We start from the raw sequence: 21,240 nt of genomic DNA, 5'->3' as shown, positions 1-21,240 counted from the left end.
CAGAAACGGCCTCGTCGGAAAGCGTTTCACACAGCTATCAGAAATTGAACCTCACAGCCAGTTGCACTTGGCGATTGGTGCCCAATCCGACTGTCCTTTCCACCGTGCGGTTCAAGATGCCGAAAACGCCCGCCGCCGCCTGTGTGAACGGCTGCCCCGGCTGAACGCGATTGCTTTCGGCAAGAGAACTGTTGGGCAGCGCGTTCGGCAGCGTCACGGGCGGATTGGCGAAGTTCGTAATGTTGAACAAATTGAAGAATTCGGCGCGAAGCTCAAGGTTGCTTCGCTCGGCGAGCGGGAAACGCTTGACGATAACCAGATCGAACTGCTTGAAGTTCGGCCCGCGCAACAGACCACGCTTTAGGTTGCCGAACTTTCCGGGCGCCGGGATGGCGAACGCCGCCGGATTCAAGAAGCGGCGATCATCGCCGAGGTACGGGTTGACGCCTGGAATGAGATCGGGGCGGCGCACGTTGCGCGATGAACCGCCGCCGGGCGTGTTGATCACGGCGCGCCGATCCGGCGCCGGATTGTTGAAGACGTTGCCGTTGGCATCGACGTAAACGATGTCCGGTCGCACGACGCGAACGTCGAGCGGCAATCCGCTCCGCGCGTTGAAGATGGCCGCGAGCTCCCAGTTTCCGATCAACGCTTGACCGAGCGCGCCCACGTCGCGCAAAAAGGCTTGCCCGCGACCGAACGGGAGCGAGTAAACGGCGCTCAAGTTGAAGCTATGGCGAATGTCGAAAGCGTTATAGCCGCGGTCGTAGTTGTAATCGAACGGGTTGCCGGCGGTGAGCGCTTCGTTCGACCCGCTCGAATTGCCATAGCTGCGGCCGAGCGTATATTGCGAGTTAAGCGTCAAACCAGAGGTCAACCTTCGGCTCAGCGCAAGTTGCAGCGCGTTGTAGCTATCGCTTCCGCCGCTCGTCTTGAAGTCGATCTCGGCATACGGACGCAGAACTCGGTTTCCCTGCACGATGTCGAATTGTCGCACGACGACGGCGCGCACAAGATTTCCTGTTGCGTCGACTTCATTGATGATGCCGACCCCGGTCGGATAGTTCGAGCCAGTCAGCACGGTCGCCGAACCTGGCAGAATGCGATTGGTGAAGTTGCGCAAGAAGAGGTTGCGCCCCTGGCTTCCGACGTAAGCCGCTGTCAGCACGAGTTTGTAAGCAAGTTCCTGTTGCAGCGAGACGCTGTACTGGTAAACGCGCTCGGGGATCTCGTATTCGGGAGCGTAGGCGCGCGGCTGGAACCGTCGGTCGAGCGGATTGTTGATGAAGTTCGCCGTCAGCACCGCCGGGTCTTGCGGAAAAGCGTTGGCGACGTTGCTCAAGGTGGAACTGACGCGGTCGCTCTCGATGGGTTGAATCTGATCCTCCGTTTGGCCGGGTCCGTAGTAGATGCCAAATCCGGCGCGCAAAACGGTGCGTCCGCCGCCGAAAAAGCCGCGTCCGTTCGGCTTCGGCATCCAAGCCACGGCGACGCGCGGGCCGAAATTGGTCCGGCTCGATTTGAAATAGGGTCTATCGGGCGCAAGCAGTGTCCCGTTGTTGATGTCGAAGACGACGGCCAAATTGCGCGCCTCTCTGAGCGGCGTGTAATACTCGTAACGCAAGCCGTAGTTGAGCGTCAGATTAGGCCGCACGCGCCACTCATCCTGCGCGTAGCCGATGTAATACTCTTGTTTGGCGAAGCGCTCGCCGGTCGCGCCGTTGTTGAAGACGCTCGGCGCGCTCAGGTCGCCGAGGAACTGGACCGACTGCGCCGTGTTCGCCAAAAACGCGCTCAGGTTCTGATAGGTATAGGTCGTCCCGCCGAGCCGATCCGTGTACATGCGCACGAGGCGGATTTCGCCGCCGAGTTTGATGGCGTGATTGCCCCGCGTGTGGTTCAAATTATCGATGAACGAGATCGAATAGGGCGTGTACGGTGCACCGCGCCCGTTGGTCGCGCTGTTCTGACGCAAGAGTCCACCCGGCACGGCGACGCCTGACGAAGAGCCTTGTCCGGCGATGCCGACGTTGGCGACGCTGCCCGTGATGTTGATCGTGAGGCGCGAAAGATCTATGCCGTTGACCGTCGGGGCGATGCCGTTGACGCGCGTCAACGCTTCGTTGAAGCCGATCTTGGTCTCGTTGATCGTCTGCGGCGTCAGCACTTGTTGAAAAGAGAGCACGGCGTTTTGCGGCACGGCGCGCACGAAGGCGCGACGCCCCGTGACGCCTTCCGGTTGGTCGTTGGTCCCTTGATCGCGGTAGTAGCGGAAGAAGAGCGAATATCGGTCGTTGAACTTGTAGTCGAAACGCGCGCCGACGGCGTTTTCGTCCACGCGCGCGACCGATTGCAGTTGCGCGATCTCGAAATCGGGGTTAGCCGAAGCGCCGGGCAAAATCACCGCTCCCGGCCCGCGAAACGCATCGAGCAACGGCACAATGGCCGGCACAGCCCGCGCGCGCACCGCGGCGGAAGGCACGGCTTCGATCGAGTTGATGCCGGAACGGAGTCTGTATCCTTCGTAGCTCAGGAAGAAGAAGAAGCGGTTCGGGATGATCGGCCCGCCGATGGAACCGCCGAATTGGTTCAACCGAAGCGGCGATTTTTTGTCGAGATCGAAGAAATTGCGCGCATCGAGCGCATCGTTACGCAAATACTCAAAGGCCGAACCGTGAAACTCATTTGAACCTGATTTGCTGATGACGGTGATCTGTCCGCCCGTGCCCGTGCCGTATTCCGCCGGGTAGCTGTTCGATTCGACGCGAAACTCTTGTACGTTCTCCAAGCTCGTCTGCAAACGGAAGGGCGACGGGATTTCGCCGTTCAGGTTGCCGGGCGAAGCATCGATGATCGCCGTGCCTTCGATGCCGTCCAGACGAATGATGTTCTGCTCGACGGCGCGTCCCGAAAAACGTATGTCGCCGTATGTGCCGGAGCCGCTGTTGACCGATCCCGGCGCCTGCAAGTAGAGCTGCGATAGCTGCCGTCCGTTGATCGGAAGCGACTGCACTTCGCGCTGATTGACGTTGGCGCCAATGCGCGCTGAACTCATGTCGATCGCCGCTTCGTCGGCGCTCACGACGTTGACCGAAGCGGCAATGCCAACGGGCTGCAAAGTGAGGTTCAAATTCAGCTCTTGACCGACAGCTAACAGGACGCCCGAAACTTGCGCCGGAGCGAAATTAGGCGCGCTGGCGACGATGCTGTAGCTGGATGGTTTGAGCGTCGTCACCGCATAGAATCCATCTTGGTTCGTCGTGGCAGAACGCTCTTCGCCTGTGCGTTCGTTGCGTACGGTGATGGTCGCGCCGGCGACTACCGCGCCGTTGATGTCGCGCACCAAACCGTTGATGCGCCCCTGATCCGTTTGCGCCGCGGCCCAAGCTCCGAAGCACAACCAGACCGATAGCGAGAAGGCGAGCCGCCAAGCCAAACTACGAATCATCAAGCGTGACATCGGTTCCTCCTACAGGATTGATGAAGACGGTCATCACCCACGGTCCGCCGAAAGAGGCAGACGCAGGCGGACCGAGATCCGCTGGCGGAGGGTCGTTTGAGGCAGCTCGAACGAACAGCACGTTACTGCGCCGACATTAAGACGGGTTGAATAGAACCTTAAATGTTCGTTACATGAAAAAAGATCGGGCACCTCCTGTTGGCCAATCGCCCCCGCTAAAGGGTGGCAAGAAGGCTCGTTTTGGCGCAAAATCTCCGGGGGACTGCCGCAACGTCCGTGCGGCGAAGTCTTCAGACTTGAAACAAGCAACGCCCGGTGAACGTATTTCAAAGATGCACGGAGAAAGAGACTGATATCGAATTTTCGTCAACGAACTCGAGGCGCGTTCGGCAAACCGATTCGTCGGCAAACGAAGGGGTTAGCCACGATGTACTGGTCTTATTGGGGAGTAAAGAGCCGAGTATTCGGCGTTCGTCACCATGACCGGAGACGAAGAGGACTTGCGCGCGCGTCTGGCGCAGGCTATTGAACGATTCGGTTACCAAGTGATCAGCGATCTGCCACTTATCGCTCGGCGGCGCGCGCACTTTTGGGGCAAGCTCGGCCTGTCCTACGAGCTCTTCGATTACAGTGCGAAACTGACCGTCACCTTGCGCCAACAACGCCCCCGCCTCTTCAAAGTCACTTTCGACTACGAAATCGACCACCCATTTCTTTCTTCCAAAGACGGCAAATTGCTGGAACTCGAAGCGGAAGCCATTGCCGCCAGCGCGGCGCAGCGAAACTTTGCGCTGGTGTGCTATGCGTGCGGCGCGTCGGCTGCCGAAGACTCGCGCTTTTGTCGGCGTTGCGGCGCGCCGATGAACACGCTCATGGAACCGAGCGAAACCGAACTGATGAAACTCGGCAGCGGGTTGAGGAGCGCCTACCAGCAGACGTGGGCGAGCCTCATCCTCGTTCTCTTCGCCGCCATCGTCATCGCGATAGCCAGCAAACCCAGTACTTTTTTGCCGCTCTTCTTCGTGCTGCTTGGTGCGGCGCAGCTTTCGTGGACGCTGAGGAAGATGCGCGCGACGTTCAAGAAGCTGGAGCGCAAACAACCGAAGACGCTCATCGTTGGACCGAGTCCGACGGCACAGCTTCCTCCTCCCTCGCACGCCATCAAATCGCACGCCGCGCCACCATCGATCGCTGAAGGGACGACGGAACTACTCGAAAACGACCAGCAAAGCTCCAAGCAGGAAGAGGGGCGAATCCTCGATTCACGAGGCCCCCGCTGGTGGAGATGGCGAAGCAGAACGCAGCCTTTCGGGCAAATCCGCGATCCTTGTGAATTCGCCCGGCGTCGGACCAACACCCTCGCTCCGCTTCGGTAGCCTATCCTGCGAGTCCGCTGGTCCGGCGGAGACCACCACTGCGGCGAACGTTCGCCGCAATGGGCCGTTGTCAGCTAGCCACACGCGGCGCGCGCTGCGCTGCGAGTCACCCGGCTGCGCGCCGCGGCTTTGAGAACTGTGGGCGACTTGAGCGCGGTCAAAACCTGAGGATCGTATCGATTTGCAAGCGCGCCGTCGGATGATTGAGCGACCCCGGAGGCGTGTTACCGAAGACGCCGAGCAGACCGTGCATCCGTTGCGTGACGATGCCGGTCACATTGATCACGACGCGCGCATCAGCGGCGTAACTGAAGACGAAGCGGTGCGCGCGCACGTCTGACTGGCGCTCGATGTCGGAGAAGTTAAATGGCGTCAAAACGGCATCCTTTTCGATGCGCATCAAGGTGTAACCGAAGAGCATGTCGCCGCGTTCGCGCGTTTTGCCGACTTGCAGCTCAGCCCAGTAGCCCGCGCCCTCATCGTTTGGCAGCACGAGAGGGTTGCCATTTGGTCCGGCGATGGTCACCGGACGAGTGCGCGTGTTGACGACGGAGTTGAAGATCAGCGTGACGGGGAAGCGGCGGTTGTGCGCCAATTCGAGCTTGCCGATGAAATCGATCAAGTTAAAGCCAGATGCGAGCCGCCCGTCGCGATTGATGGCGTTGTTGGTCGCAGACGACAGTCCGAGGTTTCCATTTCCCGCAACGAGCAGATCGCGTGGGATGACGACCTGTGCAGTGACCGTCTGCGCTGGCGTCGTTGCGGTTGCCGGGATTTTGACCGTGACGGGCAATTGCACTCCGTTGCCGAAAAATTGCGCGGGCGTGATGAACTGCGTGCCCGAAAAATAGATCTCGGCCACAGCAAGCGTTAACCGAGTTCTCTCGCCGAAAGCCAGACGCGCTCGCGCTTGTGCACCGAAGAGCGCCAGATCGCGCCCGGCACGGCGCGATTCTTCAAGGTTCAACCTGCCGTTTTGGTCCACCACCAACGTCGCATTGCGTTCGAGAAAGGGGAACTGCCACGCGACTGCGGCAAGCTCGCGCACCGTGCCGGTCTCGAAGCTCTTGGTGTAAGACTGACTGAAGCCTTCGAATTGCAGATCTTCATCGAAGGTCATCTCGGTCCGAAGCCACGGCGCTTCAAATTTGCCGCCCTGCAACTTCAAACCGGCAAGGCGCTTCGGCGTCCAAGCGACGAAGGCTTGATCGAGCGCAAACGGTTTGCGATTGAAGAAATCGGTCAACGTTTGATTGGACGAAATAGCATCCGCATAACTTCCGGTTGCAAGCCGCAACCCCCAAGCCAGATCGCGTCCAACGGTGCCGCGCATCGCCAACCGGGCGCGCACGCGCAAGCGGTGACGTGAAGAAAGATCGTTGCCGACTGTGCCAGGGATGGCGAGGCTCGGTTGCGCGTTCAATTGCCCGTAAAAGCCCTCGTAGCGAAGGCGCAGGTCGCCGCTGAAACTGATCGAGCCGAGCTGCCGACGCACGGTCTCAGCGGTCCGCTTGCTCTCGGCTTCAACCCGCGTAAGGCGCGCCTCAACACCTTGCCCGACCGGCGCGGCCTGCGCGCTGGTCGTCGAATCGCGCGGCTCGACGCTTGCCGGTTGAATCGCACCGCGAGGCGACTCTTTTGAATCTGTTGTCGAAGAGCGCCCGTTGGCAGCAGCGAGACCGACCGAATCGCGCGAACCATTTGCGACCGCTTGAGCTTCGATGCGCGCGCGCATCTCTTCGATGAGACGCATTTGCGCAGCCAGCGCCGCGCGTAGCCGCTCGATCTCCGCACGTTGCGCGCGCAGTTCGCGTCGCATCTCATCGAGCGCGCGTGCATCGGAAGAGGCTGCTGCGTCGGGGGTTAGGCGCTCTTGCGCGACGGCGATCGAGCTGAACGCAAGCTGAACGAGCAGGTACACAAAAAAAGGGCGGAGCTTCGGTTTGTTCATCGGCAAAGCATCCTCTTCCCAGTTGTGGTTGAGATCGAAAGGCAGTGCGATCCGCGCTTCGCGCGAGCTGCAACAAGCCCCAGTCGCGCTCTTTCACGTTTCGCGACGAGCCGAAACGCGCTAAAGCTGGCGGTCGCTCAATGTCCGCTAAAAGCCGCGCTGTTACCGAATCCATCCATCGCCTGCCGACGAGCGATTTCATTGCGCCTTCGGCGTCGAGATTCTGCCGTAATGGTTCTCAGCGCGTGATGAAAGGCCAGCAGGATCTGCGTCATATCTTGCACGGATCGAACCGACTGACTGTCGCTGCGCGCGATCATCGCCACGGCGACCTCGCTACTTAACTCGTTGGCAATCGACACGGGTCAAGCGGCTCCTGTGTGATACTCGGGAAAGCTTCAGAAGCTTACCGAGTATAGCCCGACCCGTACGGGGAATCCAACCGGTCGGCGTTAACAAAAAGTTACATGAAAGTTACGCAAAGAAAGCTCGGCGGCGCATATAACCGGTCTTGGGAGCGGCAAATCCGCCCAACGCCCAAGTGAAACGACTTTCGTCGTGCGCCCAATCCGCAACCCACCCCGCGCGCAAGGCAACTCGCCGGACCGACTGTGCCCACCGTCACGGCTGTTGGAATCGCGCGCCGTTCGGAGTAAACTTTTGTGGCGCGAACGGAAGTAACCGCCGAAGGCAAAGCTGGCTGCCATACTCGTCCGGCGCGGAACCGTTTCCGATTTCGTGCGCATGAATTCGCGCTTTGAAAGCTCCCGGTAAACTCGGTTCAGTGCCCGAAATGGGCCGCAAAACTTTTTGAGTCGCTATGTCATCCTACTCACTCATGCAGAAGACCCGCTCCTTCATGCGCTTTAATCGCCTGCGCGATCTCGTTTCCGATTCGATGGCAATCGACATGGGATCGGCTTCGACGATCATCGCCGTGCGCGGGCGCGGCATCGTCGTCGATGAACCGTCCGTGGTCGCCGTCAACAAGATCACCGGCGAAGTGGTGGCCATCGGACGCGAAGCCCAAGAGATGTGGGGGCGCGAAGCGCGCGATATCACGTTGATCGCGCCGCTAGTCGATGGCGTGGTCGCCGATTTCGAACGCACGCAGCAGATGCTCGAATACTTCGTGCGCAAGGCGCGCAGCGGTTTTTCGCATTTCAGCCGCCGCGCTATCATGAGCGTGCTATCGGGCGTCACCCAAGTCGAACAGCGCGCGTTGCTGGCCGCCGCCGAACACGCTCACATCGGGCGCGTTTATATGGTCGAAGAGGGACTCGCCGCAGCCATCGGCGCCGGCATTCGCGTTGACGATCCGCACGCGGCAGCCGTGGTGGACATCGGCGCGAGCACGACCAACGTCGCCGTCGTCGCGCGCGGCACGATCATTCAATCGCACGCCGAACGGATCGGGAGCTCCGACATCGACGCGGCCATCCTCGACCGTTTGCGCCGTTACCGCGGCCTGATCATCGGCGAACCGACCGCCGAGCGGTTGAAGATCGATCTCGGTTCGGCCATCGAGCCAAAAGATCCAGATAAGCGCATCAACGTGCGCGGGCGAGATGTTCAAACGGGGCGGCCCGGCGCAGTTGATGTCACAGCGGGCGAGATCTACATCGTTACGCAAGCCATCGTGCGCAAGATCGCCGAAGAGGTGCGCAATTCGCTCGCCGAGTTGCAACCCGAAGTCGCCGCCGACATTTACGACCGCGGCATTATCTTGACGGGCGGCGGCGCACTGCTTGAAGGCATGGCGCAGTTTTTGCAGAAAGAGACGCAACTGGCAACGCGCGTCGCCGACGAGCCGCGCTACGCCATCGTGCGCGGGCTGGCTCAGCTTTTCGACGAACCGCTTCTACTGCGGCGCGTCACCCGGCAAGAGCACTATCCGATCGTCGGCGCTCAACCGAGTCCTTTGGAGGGTTAACGTCAACTGGCGGTCACCATCTTCAACAGTCGCTTTGTGCGGGCGTGCGGTGAACGGCACGGACGCGCCCCCCTTCGATCAATCATTCCAGAGGGGAGGTGTAAGCATGCTCAGACATACCGGTCGAACGATGATCTTTCTGGCTTTCGCCTCAATCGCACCGTTGGCTCACGCGCAAGGGACCATTTCGCCCGAAAAGCTGGCGCTCATTCGGCAGCTCAATGACCTGCTTCAAGTGAGAAACAACGCCACCCAGATCTCCGAGTTACTCGACAACTTCTTTGTAGAACAACTAAAGCAAAGCTTCGAAGCAACCATCGCGGTCGATCCAAGCCTGACGCCGACACAAAAGAAGCGAATCATCGAGTCGTTTGCCGCGAGACTCGACGCAACGAACCGGAAGATACGCGAAAGGGTGGCGCAGAGGATCGATTTCGCCGCCATTGCCGAAGAGTTTCAAACCGAGATCTACGACCAACTCTTCACCACTGAAGAGCTGCAAGCGCTGGTTGCATTCTACCGCTCTCCCGTTGGGCAAAAGATCGTGACGCTTACGCCGCGCATGGCCGCCGAAGCCGTGCAAAAGGCTCAACTCAAGCTCTGGCCGCAAATGGATATGGTACTTCGTGAATTGCTGACCGAAGAGTTGAAACGGTACGGCATCAAAGGTCCGCCCGCGAGGACGCGTGACTGATCCGCCTTCCTTCCGACGGGAAGCAAAAGCGGGTTGAAGCATCGGCAGGCGACGCCGCTTTTTCTCTCGAACACGGCTCCTGCCCGCGTCCAACATCTTTGCGCGCTAACGCGCACGTAAGCGGCGCGGTTAAGGTCACTGCGAGCATGAGTCTCTTCGGTTTTTTCAACAGGAAGTTTCAGGTTGCGCGCGTGCGCGCCATTCCGGTGCGCATCGATGGGCGCTGGTTCATCATCTTCGCGTTGAGCGTTTACGTTCTCGCCATCAATTTCACGCGCGGGACGACGACGACGCGCCTTGTGCGCGTTGATGAACCTTTGGCTTGGGCGATCGGCGTCGCAACAACGGTGGCGCTCTTTCTTTCGATCTTCGGTCACGAGCTGGCGCACGCGCTCGTCGCCCGCGCCGAAGGGATAGAGATCGAAGAGATCGTGCTCCATCCTTTCGGTGGCTTGGCGCGTTTGCGGCGCGAACCTGAGGATCCAGGAGCGGAATTTCGCATCGCGCTCGCCGGACCGGCGTCGAGTTTCGTCTTCGCGCTCGTCGCCTTCGGCGCGATGACGCTGGCCGCGACGGCGAAGTTTTACGTGGCCGCGGCGGCCTTCTTCATCGTCGGGTGGTGGAATCTGCTGATCGCCGTCTTCAATCTATTGCCCGGTTATCCGCTCGATGGCGGGCGCATCCTGCGCGCCTTTCTCTGGCACCGCACAGGACGCTTGCGCGAAGCGACGCGCACAGCCTGTTTGGGCGGACAGATCATCGCCGCCTTGCTCGTCGTTTTCGGTCTCTACTTCTACTTCCGTCTCGGCGATCCGTTCATGGCGCTCTGGTCCGGTTTGGTCGGCCTCTTCCTGTGGGATGCGGCGCGCGCTGTGCTCCGTCCAGCGAGCGAACGCTGTGTCGCCGACATCATGCTCGCTCCGATGGCGCTCGATCCCGACCTTCTCATCAGCCACTTCATCAATAACATCTTGCCGCTGCATCAGCGGACCGTCTATCTGATCGCACGCGACGGACGGCTCTACGGGCTGCTATCTTTGGAAGATTTGAGCCGACTTACACCTGACAAGTGGTACCGAACGCGCGTCGCGGAAGCGATGCGCCCCGTCAACAAGGATCTCATCGTCGAAGCTTCCATGCCGCTCCGCTCCGCTATAGAGAAGATGAAGCGAAATGGATTGCGTGCGTTGGTCGTCGTTGATGAAAAGGGGACGTTGATTGGACTGATTGATGCCTTAGGACATAAGTTTTAGCGCTTCGGGTTCGACGTTCTTTCGCTGGGGCGCGTCGAAGCTGAGGTGTAACAATACGCCGAGTTTAAACGACCCACACGCGGACTTGTTTTCGGCACCGCAGTTCGTCTCCGGCCCTCGAAAAATTTAACCGGTGATCGCGCGCGCGTGATATAATCTTCGCTCTTTGTTGGGAGCGACCTTTCTTCCGTCAGGTCAAAAGATAAGAAGGAGGAATCGACCGAGTATGGTTACGCAGATCAAGCAAGGGGGCGACATCGTGACGCGCATCGAATCGTTGCTCGGCGACGAAGCGCACAAGCTGCTCGAGCACCAATCGCGCACCATCCCGAAAGAGAAGCTTCATCTTCCCGGACCGGACTTCGTCGATCGCGTCTGGGCGCTGTCGGATCGCCCGACCCCAGTGCTCCGCTCGCTGCAAGCGCTTTTCAATCACGGACGCCTTGCGGGCACAGGCTACCTCTCTATTCTTCCAGTGGATCAAGGCGTCGAACATTCGGCGGGCGCCTCGTTTGCTCCTAATCCGGACTACTTCGACCCGGAGAACATCGTCCGGCTCGCCATCGAAGGCGGGTGCAACGCGGTCGCTTCGACCTTCGGCGTGCTCGGCTCCGTCGCGCGCAAGTACGCGCACAAGATCCCGTTCATCGTCAAGATCAACCACAACGAACTGCTGACCTATCCGAACAAGTTCGACCAAATACTTTTCGGCACCGTCGAGCAAGCACGCGACATGGGCGCGGTCGCCGTCGGGGCAACCGTCTATTTTGGCTCCGAGGAATCCACGCGCCAGATCACCGAGATCGCTGAAGCCTTCGCTTACGCCCACGAACTCGGCATGGCGACCATCCTCTGGTGTTATCTGCGCAACCCGAAATTCAAAACGCCCGAAGGCGACATGCACACGGCCGCTGATTTGACCGGCCAAGCCAATCACCTCGGCGTGACCATGCAAGCCGACTTGATCAAACAGAAACTCCCTGAAAGAAACGGCGGCTACCTCGTGCTCGGTCACGAATCGCCCTACGGTAAGACGAACAAGAAGGTTTACGAAGAGTTGACGAGCGATCATCCAATCGACCTCGTCCGCTATCAAGTCGCCAACTGCTACATGGGGCGTTGCGGACTGATCAATTCCGGCGGCGAATCCAAAGGCAAGAGCGATTTGCAAGAGGCCGTGCGCACGGCGGTGATCAACAAGCGCGGCGGCGGCATGGGCCTCATCTCCGGGCGCAAAGCTTTTCAACGACCAATGGCCGAAGGCGTCGAATTGCTCCACGCGATTCAAGACGTGTACTTGGCCGCAGAGATCACCGTGGCATAACGGAAAGCACCGAAGAACAAGGATGTAAAATCTGAAACGAAGTGAACCAACGAGAGAAGATCAACCCCGACGAGCAGACCTCGCAGAAAATTCCGAACGCCATCTCGGATGAAACCGGACAGCTCGACGTCCGTTTCGTCCTGTGGCGAAAGTTTTGCGCTGAAGAGGGCATCCCCATCGAGACGCTTCCAAGCGATTTAGAAGAAGAAAAGAGGCGACGGTGGGAAGAACTGAAACAAGCCAATTTGGGGTAAGCGCGGAAGCGCTTCGCCACTCTTGCAAGGGGAAGCGGAACGACGCTCGTTCCGCTTCCTTATCTTCGAACAGATTGCTTGGCAAGAGCGCGCGCCGAGCCAGACAGCAGCGCGTGACCGAACGCCTGCGTATCGCTGGCCGAAGTCCCCGCTCGGTTAATTCGCGTTAGCGGCTCACGATTTCGGCGTTTTTCCGCTCAGTTGCTCCCGCCCTCTGCGGCGTTTTGACCAAGCGTTCGACATCGAAACCTTGTGCCGCGACGCGCTCCAGTATGCGCCGATAAGTCGCTTCGTCCAGTTGCGGCGTCCGACTCAATATCCACAGGTACTTGCGCGACGGCGCGCCCACAACGGCATAACGGTAGTCCGGATCGAGATCGATGATCCAGTAATCGCCCGAAAACGGCCAGAAGAAGGTGACCTTGAGCTTGGCGTTGGTCCGTTTATCGACCACGCGCGCCGTGCCTTTGGCCGTATCGAATTTGCCGTCCCTTTTTCGGCACCGGTTGGTGACGCGGATCTTGCCGTCGGGGCGAAGTTCGTAAGTCGCCGTGGTGTCGCCAACGCACTGCCGCTGGAAGCGGTTCGGATAGCGCGCGATCTCGTACCATGTGCCAACGTAACGATCGAGATCAACCCGCGAGACGACCTGCGGTCTGTCATCGCGCGCGATCGCCCGAGCGACGCCGGCAACAGCCAGCGTCGTCAAACTCGCGACCAAGATCGTTCTGAGCATCCCTTTGGAATTTTCCCGCATCGTCCAAACGCCTCCTCAACCGAAACCGAATTCTTCGATCGTATAAGCTCCGGTCAGAAACGGGTTCGTCCGCCGCTCCTGCCCGATGGTCGTATCGGGTCCGTGCCCGACGCAAACCAACACATCATCGCCAAGCGGCAGGATGCGGTTGTGGATCGAATCCATCAACTGCTCGAAAGAGCCACCAGGCAAATCCGTCCTCCCGATGGATCCGGCAAAAAGGCAATCGCCCCCGAAGAGCGTCCGCTCTTTGGGTTCGAACAGAACGACGTGACCGGGAGCATGGCCGGGCGTGTGAAGGACCTCGAATCGCAGATCTCCCAACGCATACACCTCGCCCTCTTGCCAATACCTGTCGACCGGAGGCGGCGCAGCATAGACCAAACCGAGCCGCGACCACTCGGCGCGCGGGATGCCGAGCCAAGCGGGCTGCTCCGGCAAAGCGCGGTACATCGCTTCATCCGCCGGATGAAGGATGATTTCGGCCTCCGGCTTCAACTTCTTCAACTCGCCGACGCCGCCGATGTGATCCGTGTGCGCGTGTGTCAGCGCGATAGCCTGAAGGGCGAATCCGTGCCGATCCAGAATAGTTGCGACGCGACGGGCACCAGTTACGTCCCCTGGATCAATGACCATGGCGCGGCGCGTTCGCTCGCAGATGACTAACCGCGAGTTCTGTTGAAAAGGCGAAACGACAAACGTTTGAACGATCATGCTCGCTTCTCGTCTTCGACGAGCCGTCCCTTGTCGGTGTGCAATCGAGGGCGTAGCTCGTTTTGCTCAAAGTGGCATCAGATGCCATCCGTCAGATCATCTAAATCGTTGGTGACGACTCGATGCGCGTTGGCGAAATGTACGCGCAGCGTCTCGTCCGTCAAAGATCCAAAATTTGGCGATGCCCCTTTCATCTTCATTTGGAAGTATAATCCCTTTGCAACACGGTTCGCCACCGAGCGAGGAAGGAAATCTGAGATGCCGATTACCCAACGTGCTGCGACGCTGGCCGAAGTTCTGGACGAATTGACTGCCGAGGGCGCGCCCGAATTGACCGAACGCTACCCGGACGGTTCGCTTCGCTGCTACGCCTGCGGCCACCGTTGTTTGATCAAACAAGGGCGGCGCGGCATCTGCAAAGTGCGCTTCAATCGCGGCGGCAAGCTGATGGTGCCGATGAATTACGTCGCGGCGCTCGCCTGCGACCCGACTGAAAAGAAGCCCTTTTTCCACGTCCTTCCTGGCTCGGACACGCTCACCTTCGGCATGCTCGGTTGCGACCTCCATTGCGCATACTGCCAGAATTGGCTCACCTCGCAGGCGCTGCGCGATGAGGCGGCGGGGACGTTGCCGCGCTTCGTCACCGCCGACCGGCTCGTTTCGCTGGCGCAAAGCTACGGCGCGCAGTTGATCGGTTCGAGCTACAACGAGCCACTGATCACGGCTGAATGGGCCGTCGAAGTCTTCAAGCGGGCGAAAGCGGCGGGACTGCGAACGGCATTCATCTCGAACGGCAATGCGACGCCGCAAGTGCTCGACTTCCTCCGCCCGTGGACCGATTGCTACAAGATAGATCTGAAGGCGATGAACGACCGCAGCTATCGTCAGTTGGGCGGCGTGCTCGATAACATCCTCGAAACGATCAAGATGGTTCACAAACGCGGCTTCTGGGAAGAGATCGTGACGCTCGTCGTGCCCGGCTTCAACGATTCCGAAGACGAACTGCGCCGCGCGGCGGAGTTCATCGCCAGCGTCTCGCCCGACATCCCGTGGCACGTCACCGCGTTTCATCAAGATTACAAAATGACGGACAATCCAAACACCACCGCCGAGCAGCTCATTCGCGCTTGCGAGATCGGACGCCGAGCCGGTCTGCGCTACGTTTATGCGGGCAACCTGCCTGGGCGCGTCGGGCGCTGGGAGAACACCTATTGCCCGCGTTGCGACGAATTGCTCGTCGAGCGCTACGGCTTCGTCGTGCGTCGCGTCCGCGTAACGCCCGACGGCCACTGTCCGACGTGCGGAGCAACGATACCTGGCATCTGGTCCTAAAGCTTAAAACGAAAGGCAGAGCGTGAACGAAGGGGCGAAACCGGAGCGAGACGACGCGCGCGCGCGCGCCGTCAGGATCAAAGAACGCGCGCTCGCACTCGGCTTTCACAAAGTCGGCATCGCGCGCGCCGAACCGCTGCTCGCAGAACGAGCGCGCCTTGAAGATTGGGTGCGGCGCGGCTTTCATGCCACCATGCGCTGGATGGCGCGCGATGCCGAACGGCGAACCGATCCACACCAACTGCTCCCCTCAGCCCGTTCGGTGATCGCCACCGCGCTCAACTACTACACGCCGCATGAACACGCTGCGGATCCGACGCGCGGCAAGATTTCGCGTTACGCTTGGGGCGATGATTACCATCTGGTCATCGAAGAGAAGCTGCGCGCGCTGCTTTCATGGATTCAAAACGAGTGGCCCGGAACGCAGGGCAAAACTTGCGTCGATGCTCAACCTGCGATGGACAAAGCTTGGGCCGTGCGCGCGGGGTTGGGCTGGATCGGCAAGCACTCCAACCTGATCACGCGCGAATACGGCTCGTGGGTTTTCTTGGGCGAACTCATCCTCGATCTCGAACTCGAACCCGACCCCCCATTCGCGGAAGACCACTGCGGCACGTGTACGCTCTGCTTGGAAGCTTGCCCGACGAGAGCCATCATCGAACCGCGCGTGGTGGATGCTGGCCGCTGCATCTCGTATGCGACCATTGAGCTCCGTTCCGAAGAGATCCCCGCCGAAATCGCATGCAACCTCGAAGGATGGCTCTTCGGCTGCGATATCTGTCAGGACGTCTGCCCGTGGAACAGATTCGAGCAACCGACCGACGAAGCGCGCTTTGCGCCGCGCGGCGGACAAACCGCTTTGCCGCTCACCGAGATAGTTGAGATGGAACACGAGACTTACGTCGAGAAGTTTCGCCATAGCGCCATCAAACGCGCCAAGCTCTCCGGCCTGAAGAGGACGGCGCGCGCGTTGCTCGCTCACAACGAGCAACGCGATGAAAGGCGCGACGAAAGCTGACTTCGCCCGACGAGCGATCGCTGAAAAAGCTTTTCCACAAACGGCTTCGCCTCGCAAACGTGGGCGCTTGCCTTTTGCGTCCCTTGCACCGATAATCTCGGTTTTCGTCGAGCGCACGCTCGATCTCACGCAGACGACCTATCAAAAGCAGCAAAGGAGCAAAGAGATCATGGGCAAAGGAGACCTGCGCACGAGGCGTGGGAAGATCTTTCGTGGCACCTACGGAAAAACGCGCCCGCGCAAAAAGAGGAGAAAAGATGTGACCAAAGAGCAAACCTCAGCCACGAGCGAGCAGAGTAAAGAGACTCCGGCAAACGAGACTCAAGTCGCAAAAGCCTGATTGCGCTCTGGCGTAAAACGCTCCTTCGCGCATCGGTTGCGCCTTCGAGCGCGACTTCGGGGGATTTTTCTTTCATCGCGTCGCGCGAGCTTTCCAAAGCCGACTCTTCCCGCGCGAGCCTTTCGTCTTTGAGCGACCATCAGCGAAGCCCGGCTTTTGCGCAAGCGCGCGCCGCCTGCCACTTCGCAACGGTCCAGTTGCGCCAGTCAGTCCGCTCCTCGGTCGGGCGGCAAACGCTCTGAAGAAGCTGTTCGGCGACCTTTCGCCGCTGATCCTCCGCCAAATCCGGTAGCGCTTGGATCAGCGTCGGAACCGCATCGTCGCTCAGCGTGGCGGCGTAAGTCACATCGAAGTCGGCGCGCGCGGCATTGACTCGCACGATAAAGCCTTCAGGGTTCATCGCGTGAAGCGCAACCAACAGCACCAACCAGAACGACACGGCGCCGTAAAGGAAACGCGCGCGCCGCCCGCGCAACACGGTCACCGCAAACCACATGAACACCGCTGCCAACCAGCACATGAACGCCGTCGCGTAAAAGCGCGAGGTCGTCAGTCCGTATGCGTCCGTGTAAAGGAGCATGCGCCTGAGCGCCGAGAGCATGATGATGCCGACAAGCAAAAGTTGCACGATCGCCAGCGCGCGGAAGACCTTCTCGCCTCTTTGATCGCCGCTTCGCTCGATGATCCACTGCGCACCCCACAACAACGACAACACCAGCGCCGCTACCACGACCAACTCGAAGAAGCCATGTCGCGCGTATTCAGAATAAGTCAACCCGGTCGTCACTTCGACTAACGATGCACCACCGAAAAGGTAACGAAACTGAACGATGACGAACGCGAGAAACAACAAGTTCAACAGACCGAGCGGAAGCCCGACCTCGACGATCCCCAGCGACTGGCCCGCCATTTTGCTCAAGCGACGCTCGCTCGATTTCGTCCCCGATAAATCCAGCGATGAGATCGTTTCGTCTCCGTGGTTTCGACCAATCGAGCCGAGTGCGGTGCCGAAAGCCATGCCACGCAGGAAACCGCTGACAACCCAAGTCAGAAAAGCGATCGCGAAGACGTGAGAGAAGATCTCGTCCAAGGGCACATCAACGATCCTTTTCAAGCTCATTTCCAATAGTTGCGCGAAAATCGAGTCAGCCGCAGCGAGCAATACGCCGAAGAAGAAGAGCAAAGGGATGGCGAGGGCGATCCCGACCGCAACCGACGTGGCGCGTCTCATCCAAGCGGGACGCGCCTTATCCTTCCACGTTAAGTCTTGAAGGATCAACATCGGCGCACCGACGATGACATCTTTCGCCGCCAACAGCGCGGCGCTTAGGTAGTCCAGCGCTCCAGCGGAGCGAAGGCTTTTGCCGCGTCCGTGCCAAGCGATCATCACAAGCGCCAAGCAGATCCCGCAAATGTCCCACAGGATCAACATCGGCGATTCCCGCCATGCGACGCCCAAGGCACAAAAAAGCGCCATGGCGAAGAATACGCTCGCTTCCGCTAACTCGAAGCGCCTTGCACGACGCAGCAACGTGAAAGACCAGAAGAAGAACAAGCACATCCACAAGAGAAAGTTCACGCCGAGTCCGCCGGAGCGGAAAAGCAGATCCCCTAACACGCCGAGGAATAGGCCGCCCTCCAAAATGAGCATCGCCGTCTTGCTTCCGTTCAACATCACGCCTCCATCAAGCAACGAAAGCCCGCAAACATGGCCGTTGGTTGAGATCGCAGCCCTCTTGAACGAACCGTACCGCGCGCCGAGCCACTGTTCACTGTTCGCCACAAAGGCTTGGGCTTTTTCACGCGCCAGTCTTTGGCGCTAGTTTCACGGTTGACCATGAGCTTTGTTTGCCACAAGGACTTGAATCTTCTCACTTCGAATCCGTCGCCTCGCGCGCCGCACGAATCAACGCTTCCATATGGTCCAAGTATCTTTTGAGCGCGCGTCGCCCCTTTGCCGTGATGTTGTATTCAGTCCTCGGCGTGCGCCCATCAAACCCTTTGTTGCAGACGATGTATCTTGCATCCTCGAGCTTGCGCGCATGAACGCTCAAGTTGCCGTCGGTCGTTCCAACGATCTCCTTCAACTCGCTGAAGGCTAGAGGGCCGCCAGCCGCTAGTGCGCTAAGCAGGCCAAGCCTTACTCGCTCGTGAATCAAACGGTCCAACTCCATAGCGCGCCTTTTGCGCGCGCCTCTTTCGCCCGCTTCCCTGCCCGTTTCACACTTCGTTTCGCAAGAGGTCGAAATCGCTCGTCTAACCGCCATACTTTCTCGCAATCAGGAATCCGAAAACGAGGTGCAGCCCGCCAAAGGACGCGACCATCAACCCGTCCCGCCACGCCGACCCGCCAAAGAGCGCAAACGCGCCCATGAGCATGAAGCAAACGCCCATGAGCGGCACTGGACGCACAGAGAACGCGCCGCCGGTCGTCACACCCGCGCCGTAAAGCAGCATCCACATCGCCGGAAGAAGATCGAACTGCTCGCTTCGCACGAGAGCAGCGGTCAAAAGTACGGCTGCCGAAATGGGCGGCGAGAAGTTGATCATCAACTTGCGTCCCGGTTTCGATAGGAGCGAAGTCTGCGATCGCCGCGCCTTTCTCCACATCGCGAGCGCCGAGACGGAAAAGCCGATGGCGGCGGCTCCCAACCACACCTCGAGCCACGCGCGTCGATCATCGGTCCGCGCGGCGAGCACGCCCGCCACGCACGCGACAACGCCCGTCAGGATCAATCCCCAACCGGAAACAGCGGTAAAGGCGACGGCACGCTCCATCGTTTCGCGGATAAACCGCAAGTTATCGATCGCGCGGCGATCGAGCGCTATCGGCCCGTTGGATGTCGCGTCCTTCGCACGCATGGGCCGCACGATAAGGCGGTTTTTCAGTTTTGTCAAGTACTTTATATTGCAAAGTTTGCGGCGCGCTAAAGAGCGCAACATTACCGACGCCCTGCCGCCGGACCTGACTAAGGATGCGACCCGCCATCGCCCTTTGGCTCACTTTGCACCAACCCGCCGAGTTATCTTCTCCTGATTTTTCGGCTGAAGACGGTCCGCCAGATCACAGCCCATGCCAATCGCCGAAAGGCGTTCTTACGTGCTCATCCCCGCCACGTCAACACGATTCGCTCTGCACCGATCGCCGAACGCCTCCCTTTGCCGTTGTGCGACGACGCCGGTCGTCATCGGTCGAACGAAACGCAGCGTTGAAGGCGCGGGCGTAAGAGACGCTCCCCTTTTCGAGCAGCTTGGAGCAAGCGCATGCAAAGGCGTATGATGTGGAGTCAGAAGAGGCGGGGCTCGTGACAAAACAGATGGAACAAGAGATCTTGCTCGCAGATGCGTATGGAAGGGCGATCCGTGATCTGCGCATCTCTGTGACGGACCGTTGCAACTTCCGTTGCTTCTATTGCTTGCCGCACGGCGAACCGCCTTTCGCGCCAAAGGCGCAGATGTTGAGCTACGAGGAGATCGAACGGGCGGCGGAGGTTTTCGTCGCGCTCGGTATTGAAAAGATCCGCCTGACGGGCGGCGAGCCGTTGATGCGCCGCGACATAGAGGTGCTCGTCGCGAAATTGGCCCGCCTCAAAGCGCATGGATTGCGCGATCTGGCGATGACCACCAACGGCTACTTCCTCCCAGCACGTGCGGCAAAACTGCGCGCCGCAGGACTCGATCGATTGACCATCAGCCTCGACAGCCTTCGTCGCGAGTCGTTTGCGCGCATCACAGGAGTCGATGCGCTCGGGCGCGTGCTTGACGGCATTGCGGCAGCGCGAGAAGTTGGGTTCAGCCCGATCAAAATCAACGTCGTCGTGGTTCGCGGGTACAACGAAGACGAGGTGGCGGATTTGGCGGCTTTTGCGCGCGAGCACGATCTCGTCATGCGATTCATCGAGTTCATGCCGCTCGATGCGGCCTATGACTGGTCGCGGGCAAAGGTGGTGTCAGGAGACGAGATACGTCAACGCATCGAACGTCGTTTTCCGCTCGTCCCCGTTAAGGAGGAACGCGGATCGAGCACGGCCGTGCGTTTCCTTTTCGCCGACGGCGCGCCGGGCGAGATCGGCATCATCGCCCCGGTCACGGAACCGTTCTGCGGCGCTTGCTCGCGCATACGTCTGACCGCCGACGGACAAATCCGCACCTGTCTGTTTTCCACGGTGGAACACTCGCTGCGCGACGTGATCAGAAGCGGTGCTTCGCGCGACGAGATCAGCGCTTTCATTCGTGCGGTCGTGATGAAGAAGGAGAAGGGGCACCGGATAAACGAGCCCGACTTCGTCCCACCGACGCGAACGATGAGTTTCATCGGAGGTTGAGCATGCGGACGAAAACGGACGCGACCTTGGAAGACTTGTACAAGGTCGAAGGCAAAGCCGAAATCGTCAACGGAGAGGTCGTGCAGATGTCCCCCACCGGGCGCTTGCCTTTTTATGCCGCGCGCGCCATCTTCCTTTCGCTCTACGAATATGAGAGACGAACGGGTGCTGGTTACGCCGTTACAGACGGCACCGGATTCGCCGTCGATCTTCCGCACCGCAAATCTTTCTGTCCGGATGCGGCCTTCTACGTCGGCGACATCAACAGCATGAAGTTTTTTGAAGGCGCACCTTTGTTCGCCGTTGAGGTGCGAAGCGAGCACGACCACGGCCCCAAGGCCGAGCAAGAGATCGCACGCAAAATCGCCGACTATTTCGCCGCCGGAACCAAGGTCGTGTGGGACGTCGATCTGTTGAGCGACGAGGTCGTGCGCGTCCATCGAGCGCACGATGTCGGCAACGTGACCGTCTATCGTGGTGTCAACAGCCGCCCGGTTTGCTTGCCAAAC

Annotated in this window: 18 protein-coding genes and 1 pseudogene; 11 read left to right on the top strand and 8 right to left on the bottom strand. The window is 59.6% G+C overall.

Annotated elements, in window-relative coordinates:
* Positions 1 to 37: 37 nt before the first annotated feature.
* Entirely contained in the window at positions 38 to 3,460 is a 3,423-nt protein-coding gene (locus C4334_RS04860; protein ID WP_352430962.1) for a TonB-dependent receptor, read from the bottom strand.
* 479 nt (positions 3,461 to 3,939) lie between these two features.
* On the opposite strand from C4334_RS04860, the gene C4334_RS04855 reads away from it, so the two are divergent.
* Positions 3,940 to 4,836 carry a zinc ribbon domain-containing protein gene (locus tag C4334_RS04855; protein ID WP_352430961.1) on the top strand — a complete coding sequence of 299 codons (897 nt, stop codon included), beginning with the start codon at positions 3,940 to 3,942 and terminating at the stop codon, positions 4,834 to 4,836.
* Between the two features lie 157 nt (positions 4,837 to 4,993).
* Here C4334_RS04855 and C4334_RS04850 read toward each other — a convergent pair whose 3' ends face one another.
* On the bottom strand, positions 4,994 to 6,787 hold the full coding sequence (locus C4334_RS04850) for a putative porin (protein ID WP_352430960.1): 1,794 nt from the start codon (positions 6,785 to 6,787) through the stop codon (positions 4,994 to 4,996).
* A gap of 137 nt (positions 6,788 to 6,924) precedes the next feature.
* Positions 6,925 to 7,149 carry a hypothetical protein gene (locus C4334_RS04845; protein WP_352430959.1) on the bottom strand — a complete coding sequence of 75 codons (225 nt, stop codon included), beginning with the start codon at positions 7,147 to 7,149 and terminating at the stop codon, positions 6,925 to 6,927.
* 458 nt (positions 7,150 to 7,607) lie between these two features.
* On the opposite strand from C4334_RS04845, the gene C4334_RS04840 reads away from it, so the two are divergent.
* The 5 genes from C4334_RS04840 (at position 7,608) to C4334_RS04820 (ending at position 12,245) form a co-directional block, all read left to right on the top strand.
* A complete protein-coding gene (locus tag C4334_RS04840; protein ID WP_352430958.1) occupies positions 7,608 to 8,720 on the top strand; it encodes a rod shape-determining protein in 1,113 nt (370 codons plus the stop codon).
* Positions 8,721 to 8,826: 106 nt separating this feature from the next.
* On the top strand, positions 8,827 to 9,414 hold the full coding sequence (locus tag C4334_RS04835; RefSeq protein WP_352430957.1) for a DUF2059 domain-containing protein: 588 nt from the start codon (positions 8,827 to 8,829) through the stop codon (positions 9,412 to 9,414).
* A 146-nt stretch (positions 9,415 to 9,560) separates the two neighbouring features.
* Positions 9,561 to 10,667, top strand: a complete 1,107-nt coding sequence (locus C4334_RS04830; RefSeq protein WP_352430956.1) for a site-2 protease family protein — start codon at positions 9,561 to 9,563, stop codon at positions 10,665 to 10,667.
* Between the two features lie 226 nt (positions 10,668 to 10,893).
* A complete protein-coding gene (locus tag C4334_RS04825; RefSeq protein ID WP_352430955.1) occupies positions 10,894 to 11,991 on the top strand; it encodes a class I fructose-bisphosphate aldolase in 1,098 nt (365 codons plus the stop codon).
* A gap of 41 nt (positions 11,992 to 12,032) precedes the next feature.
* Positions 12,033 to 12,245 carry a hypothetical protein gene (locus C4334_RS04820; RefSeq protein WP_352430954.1) on the top strand — a complete coding sequence of 71 codons (213 nt, stop codon included), beginning with the start codon at positions 12,033 to 12,035 and terminating at the stop codon, positions 12,243 to 12,245.
* Positions 12,246 to 12,411: 166 nt separating this feature from the next.
* Here the strand turns inward: C4334_RS04820 and C4334_RS04815 are convergent, their stop codons facing one another.
* Both C4334_RS04815 and C4334_RS04810 read right to left on the bottom strand, forming a co-directional pair.
* Positions 12,412 to 12,981, bottom strand: a complete 570-nt coding sequence (locus C4334_RS04815; RefSeq protein WP_352430953.1) for a lipocalin family protein — start codon at positions 12,979 to 12,981, stop codon at positions 12,412 to 12,414.
* 36 nt (positions 12,982 to 13,017) lie between these two features.
* Positions 13,018 to 13,716, bottom strand: a complete 699-nt coding sequence (locus C4334_RS04810) for an MBL fold metallo-hydrolase (RefSeq protein WP_352430952.1) — start codon at positions 13,714 to 13,716, stop codon at positions 13,018 to 13,020.
* Positions 13,717 to 13,974: 258 nt separating this feature from the next.
* On the opposite strand from C4334_RS04810, the gene amrS reads away from it, so the two are divergent.
* From amrS to C4334_RS04795, 3 genes and pseudogenes are all read left to right on the top strand, one after another.
* Complete coding sequence (gene amrS, locus C4334_RS04805; RefSeq protein ID WP_352430951.1) at positions 13,975 to 15,048, top strand: AmmeMemoRadiSam system radical SAM enzyme; 1,074 nt, start codon at positions 13,975 to 13,977, stop codon at positions 15,046 to 15,048.
* 22 nt (positions 15,049 to 15,070) lie between these two features.
* Positions 15,071 to 16,066 (top strand): tRNA epoxyqueuosine(34) reductase QueG, encoded by a 996-nt coding sequence (gene queG, locus C4334_RS04800; RefSeq protein ID WP_352430950.1) that lies wholly within the window; start codon positions 15,071 to 15,073, stop codon positions 16,064 to 16,066.
* 169 nt (positions 16,067 to 16,235) lie between these two features.
* Positions 16,236 to 16,316, top strand: a pseudogene (locus C4334_RS04795) (30S ribosomal protein THX); the annotation flags it as partial.
* Positions 16,317 to 16,545: 229 nt separating this feature from the next.
* Here C4334_RS04795 and C4334_RS04790 read toward each other — a convergent pair.
* The 3 genes from C4334_RS04790 to C4334_RS04780 form a co-directional block, all read right to left on the bottom strand.
* Positions 16,546 to 18,189 carry a DUF4153 domain-containing protein gene (locus C4334_RS04790; protein ID WP_352430949.1) on the bottom strand — a complete coding sequence of 548 codons (1,644 nt, stop codon included), beginning with the start codon at positions 18,187 to 18,189 and terminating at the stop codon, positions 16,546 to 16,548.
* An 88-nt stretch (positions 18,190 to 18,277) separates the two neighbouring features.
* Positions 18,278 to 18,574, bottom strand: a complete 297-nt coding sequence (locus C4334_RS04785; protein ID WP_352430948.1) for a winged helix-turn-helix domain-containing protein — start codon at positions 18,572 to 18,574, stop codon at positions 18,278 to 18,280.
* Between the two features lie 88 nt (positions 18,575 to 18,662).
* Complete coding sequence (locus tag C4334_RS04780; RefSeq protein ID WP_352430947.1) at positions 18,663 to 19,268, bottom strand: hypothetical protein; 606 nt, start codon at positions 19,266 to 19,268, stop codon at positions 18,663 to 18,665.
* Between the two features lie 455 nt (positions 19,269 to 19,723).
* On the opposite strand from C4334_RS04780, the gene moaA reads away from it, so the two are divergent.
* Entirely contained in the window at positions 19,724 to 20,731 is a 1,008-nt protein-coding gene (gene moaA / locus C4334_RS04775; protein ID WP_352430946.1) for a GTP 3',8-cyclase MoaA, read from the top strand.
* Between the two features lie 2 nt (positions 20,732 to 20,733).
* Positions 20,734 to 21,240: Uma2 family endonuclease (locus C4334_RS04770; RefSeq protein WP_352430945.1), on the top strand; the 507-nt coding region annotated here is incomplete at its 3' end.

This window comes from Pyrinomonas sp., from assembly GCF_040289685.1.
GTDB lineage: Bacteria > Acidobacteriota > Blastocatellia > Pyrinomonadales > Pyrinomonadaceae > Pyrinomonas.
Note: the sequence above shows the minus strand (reverse complement) of the source record. Positions and strands in the feature narration are given on the sequence as shown.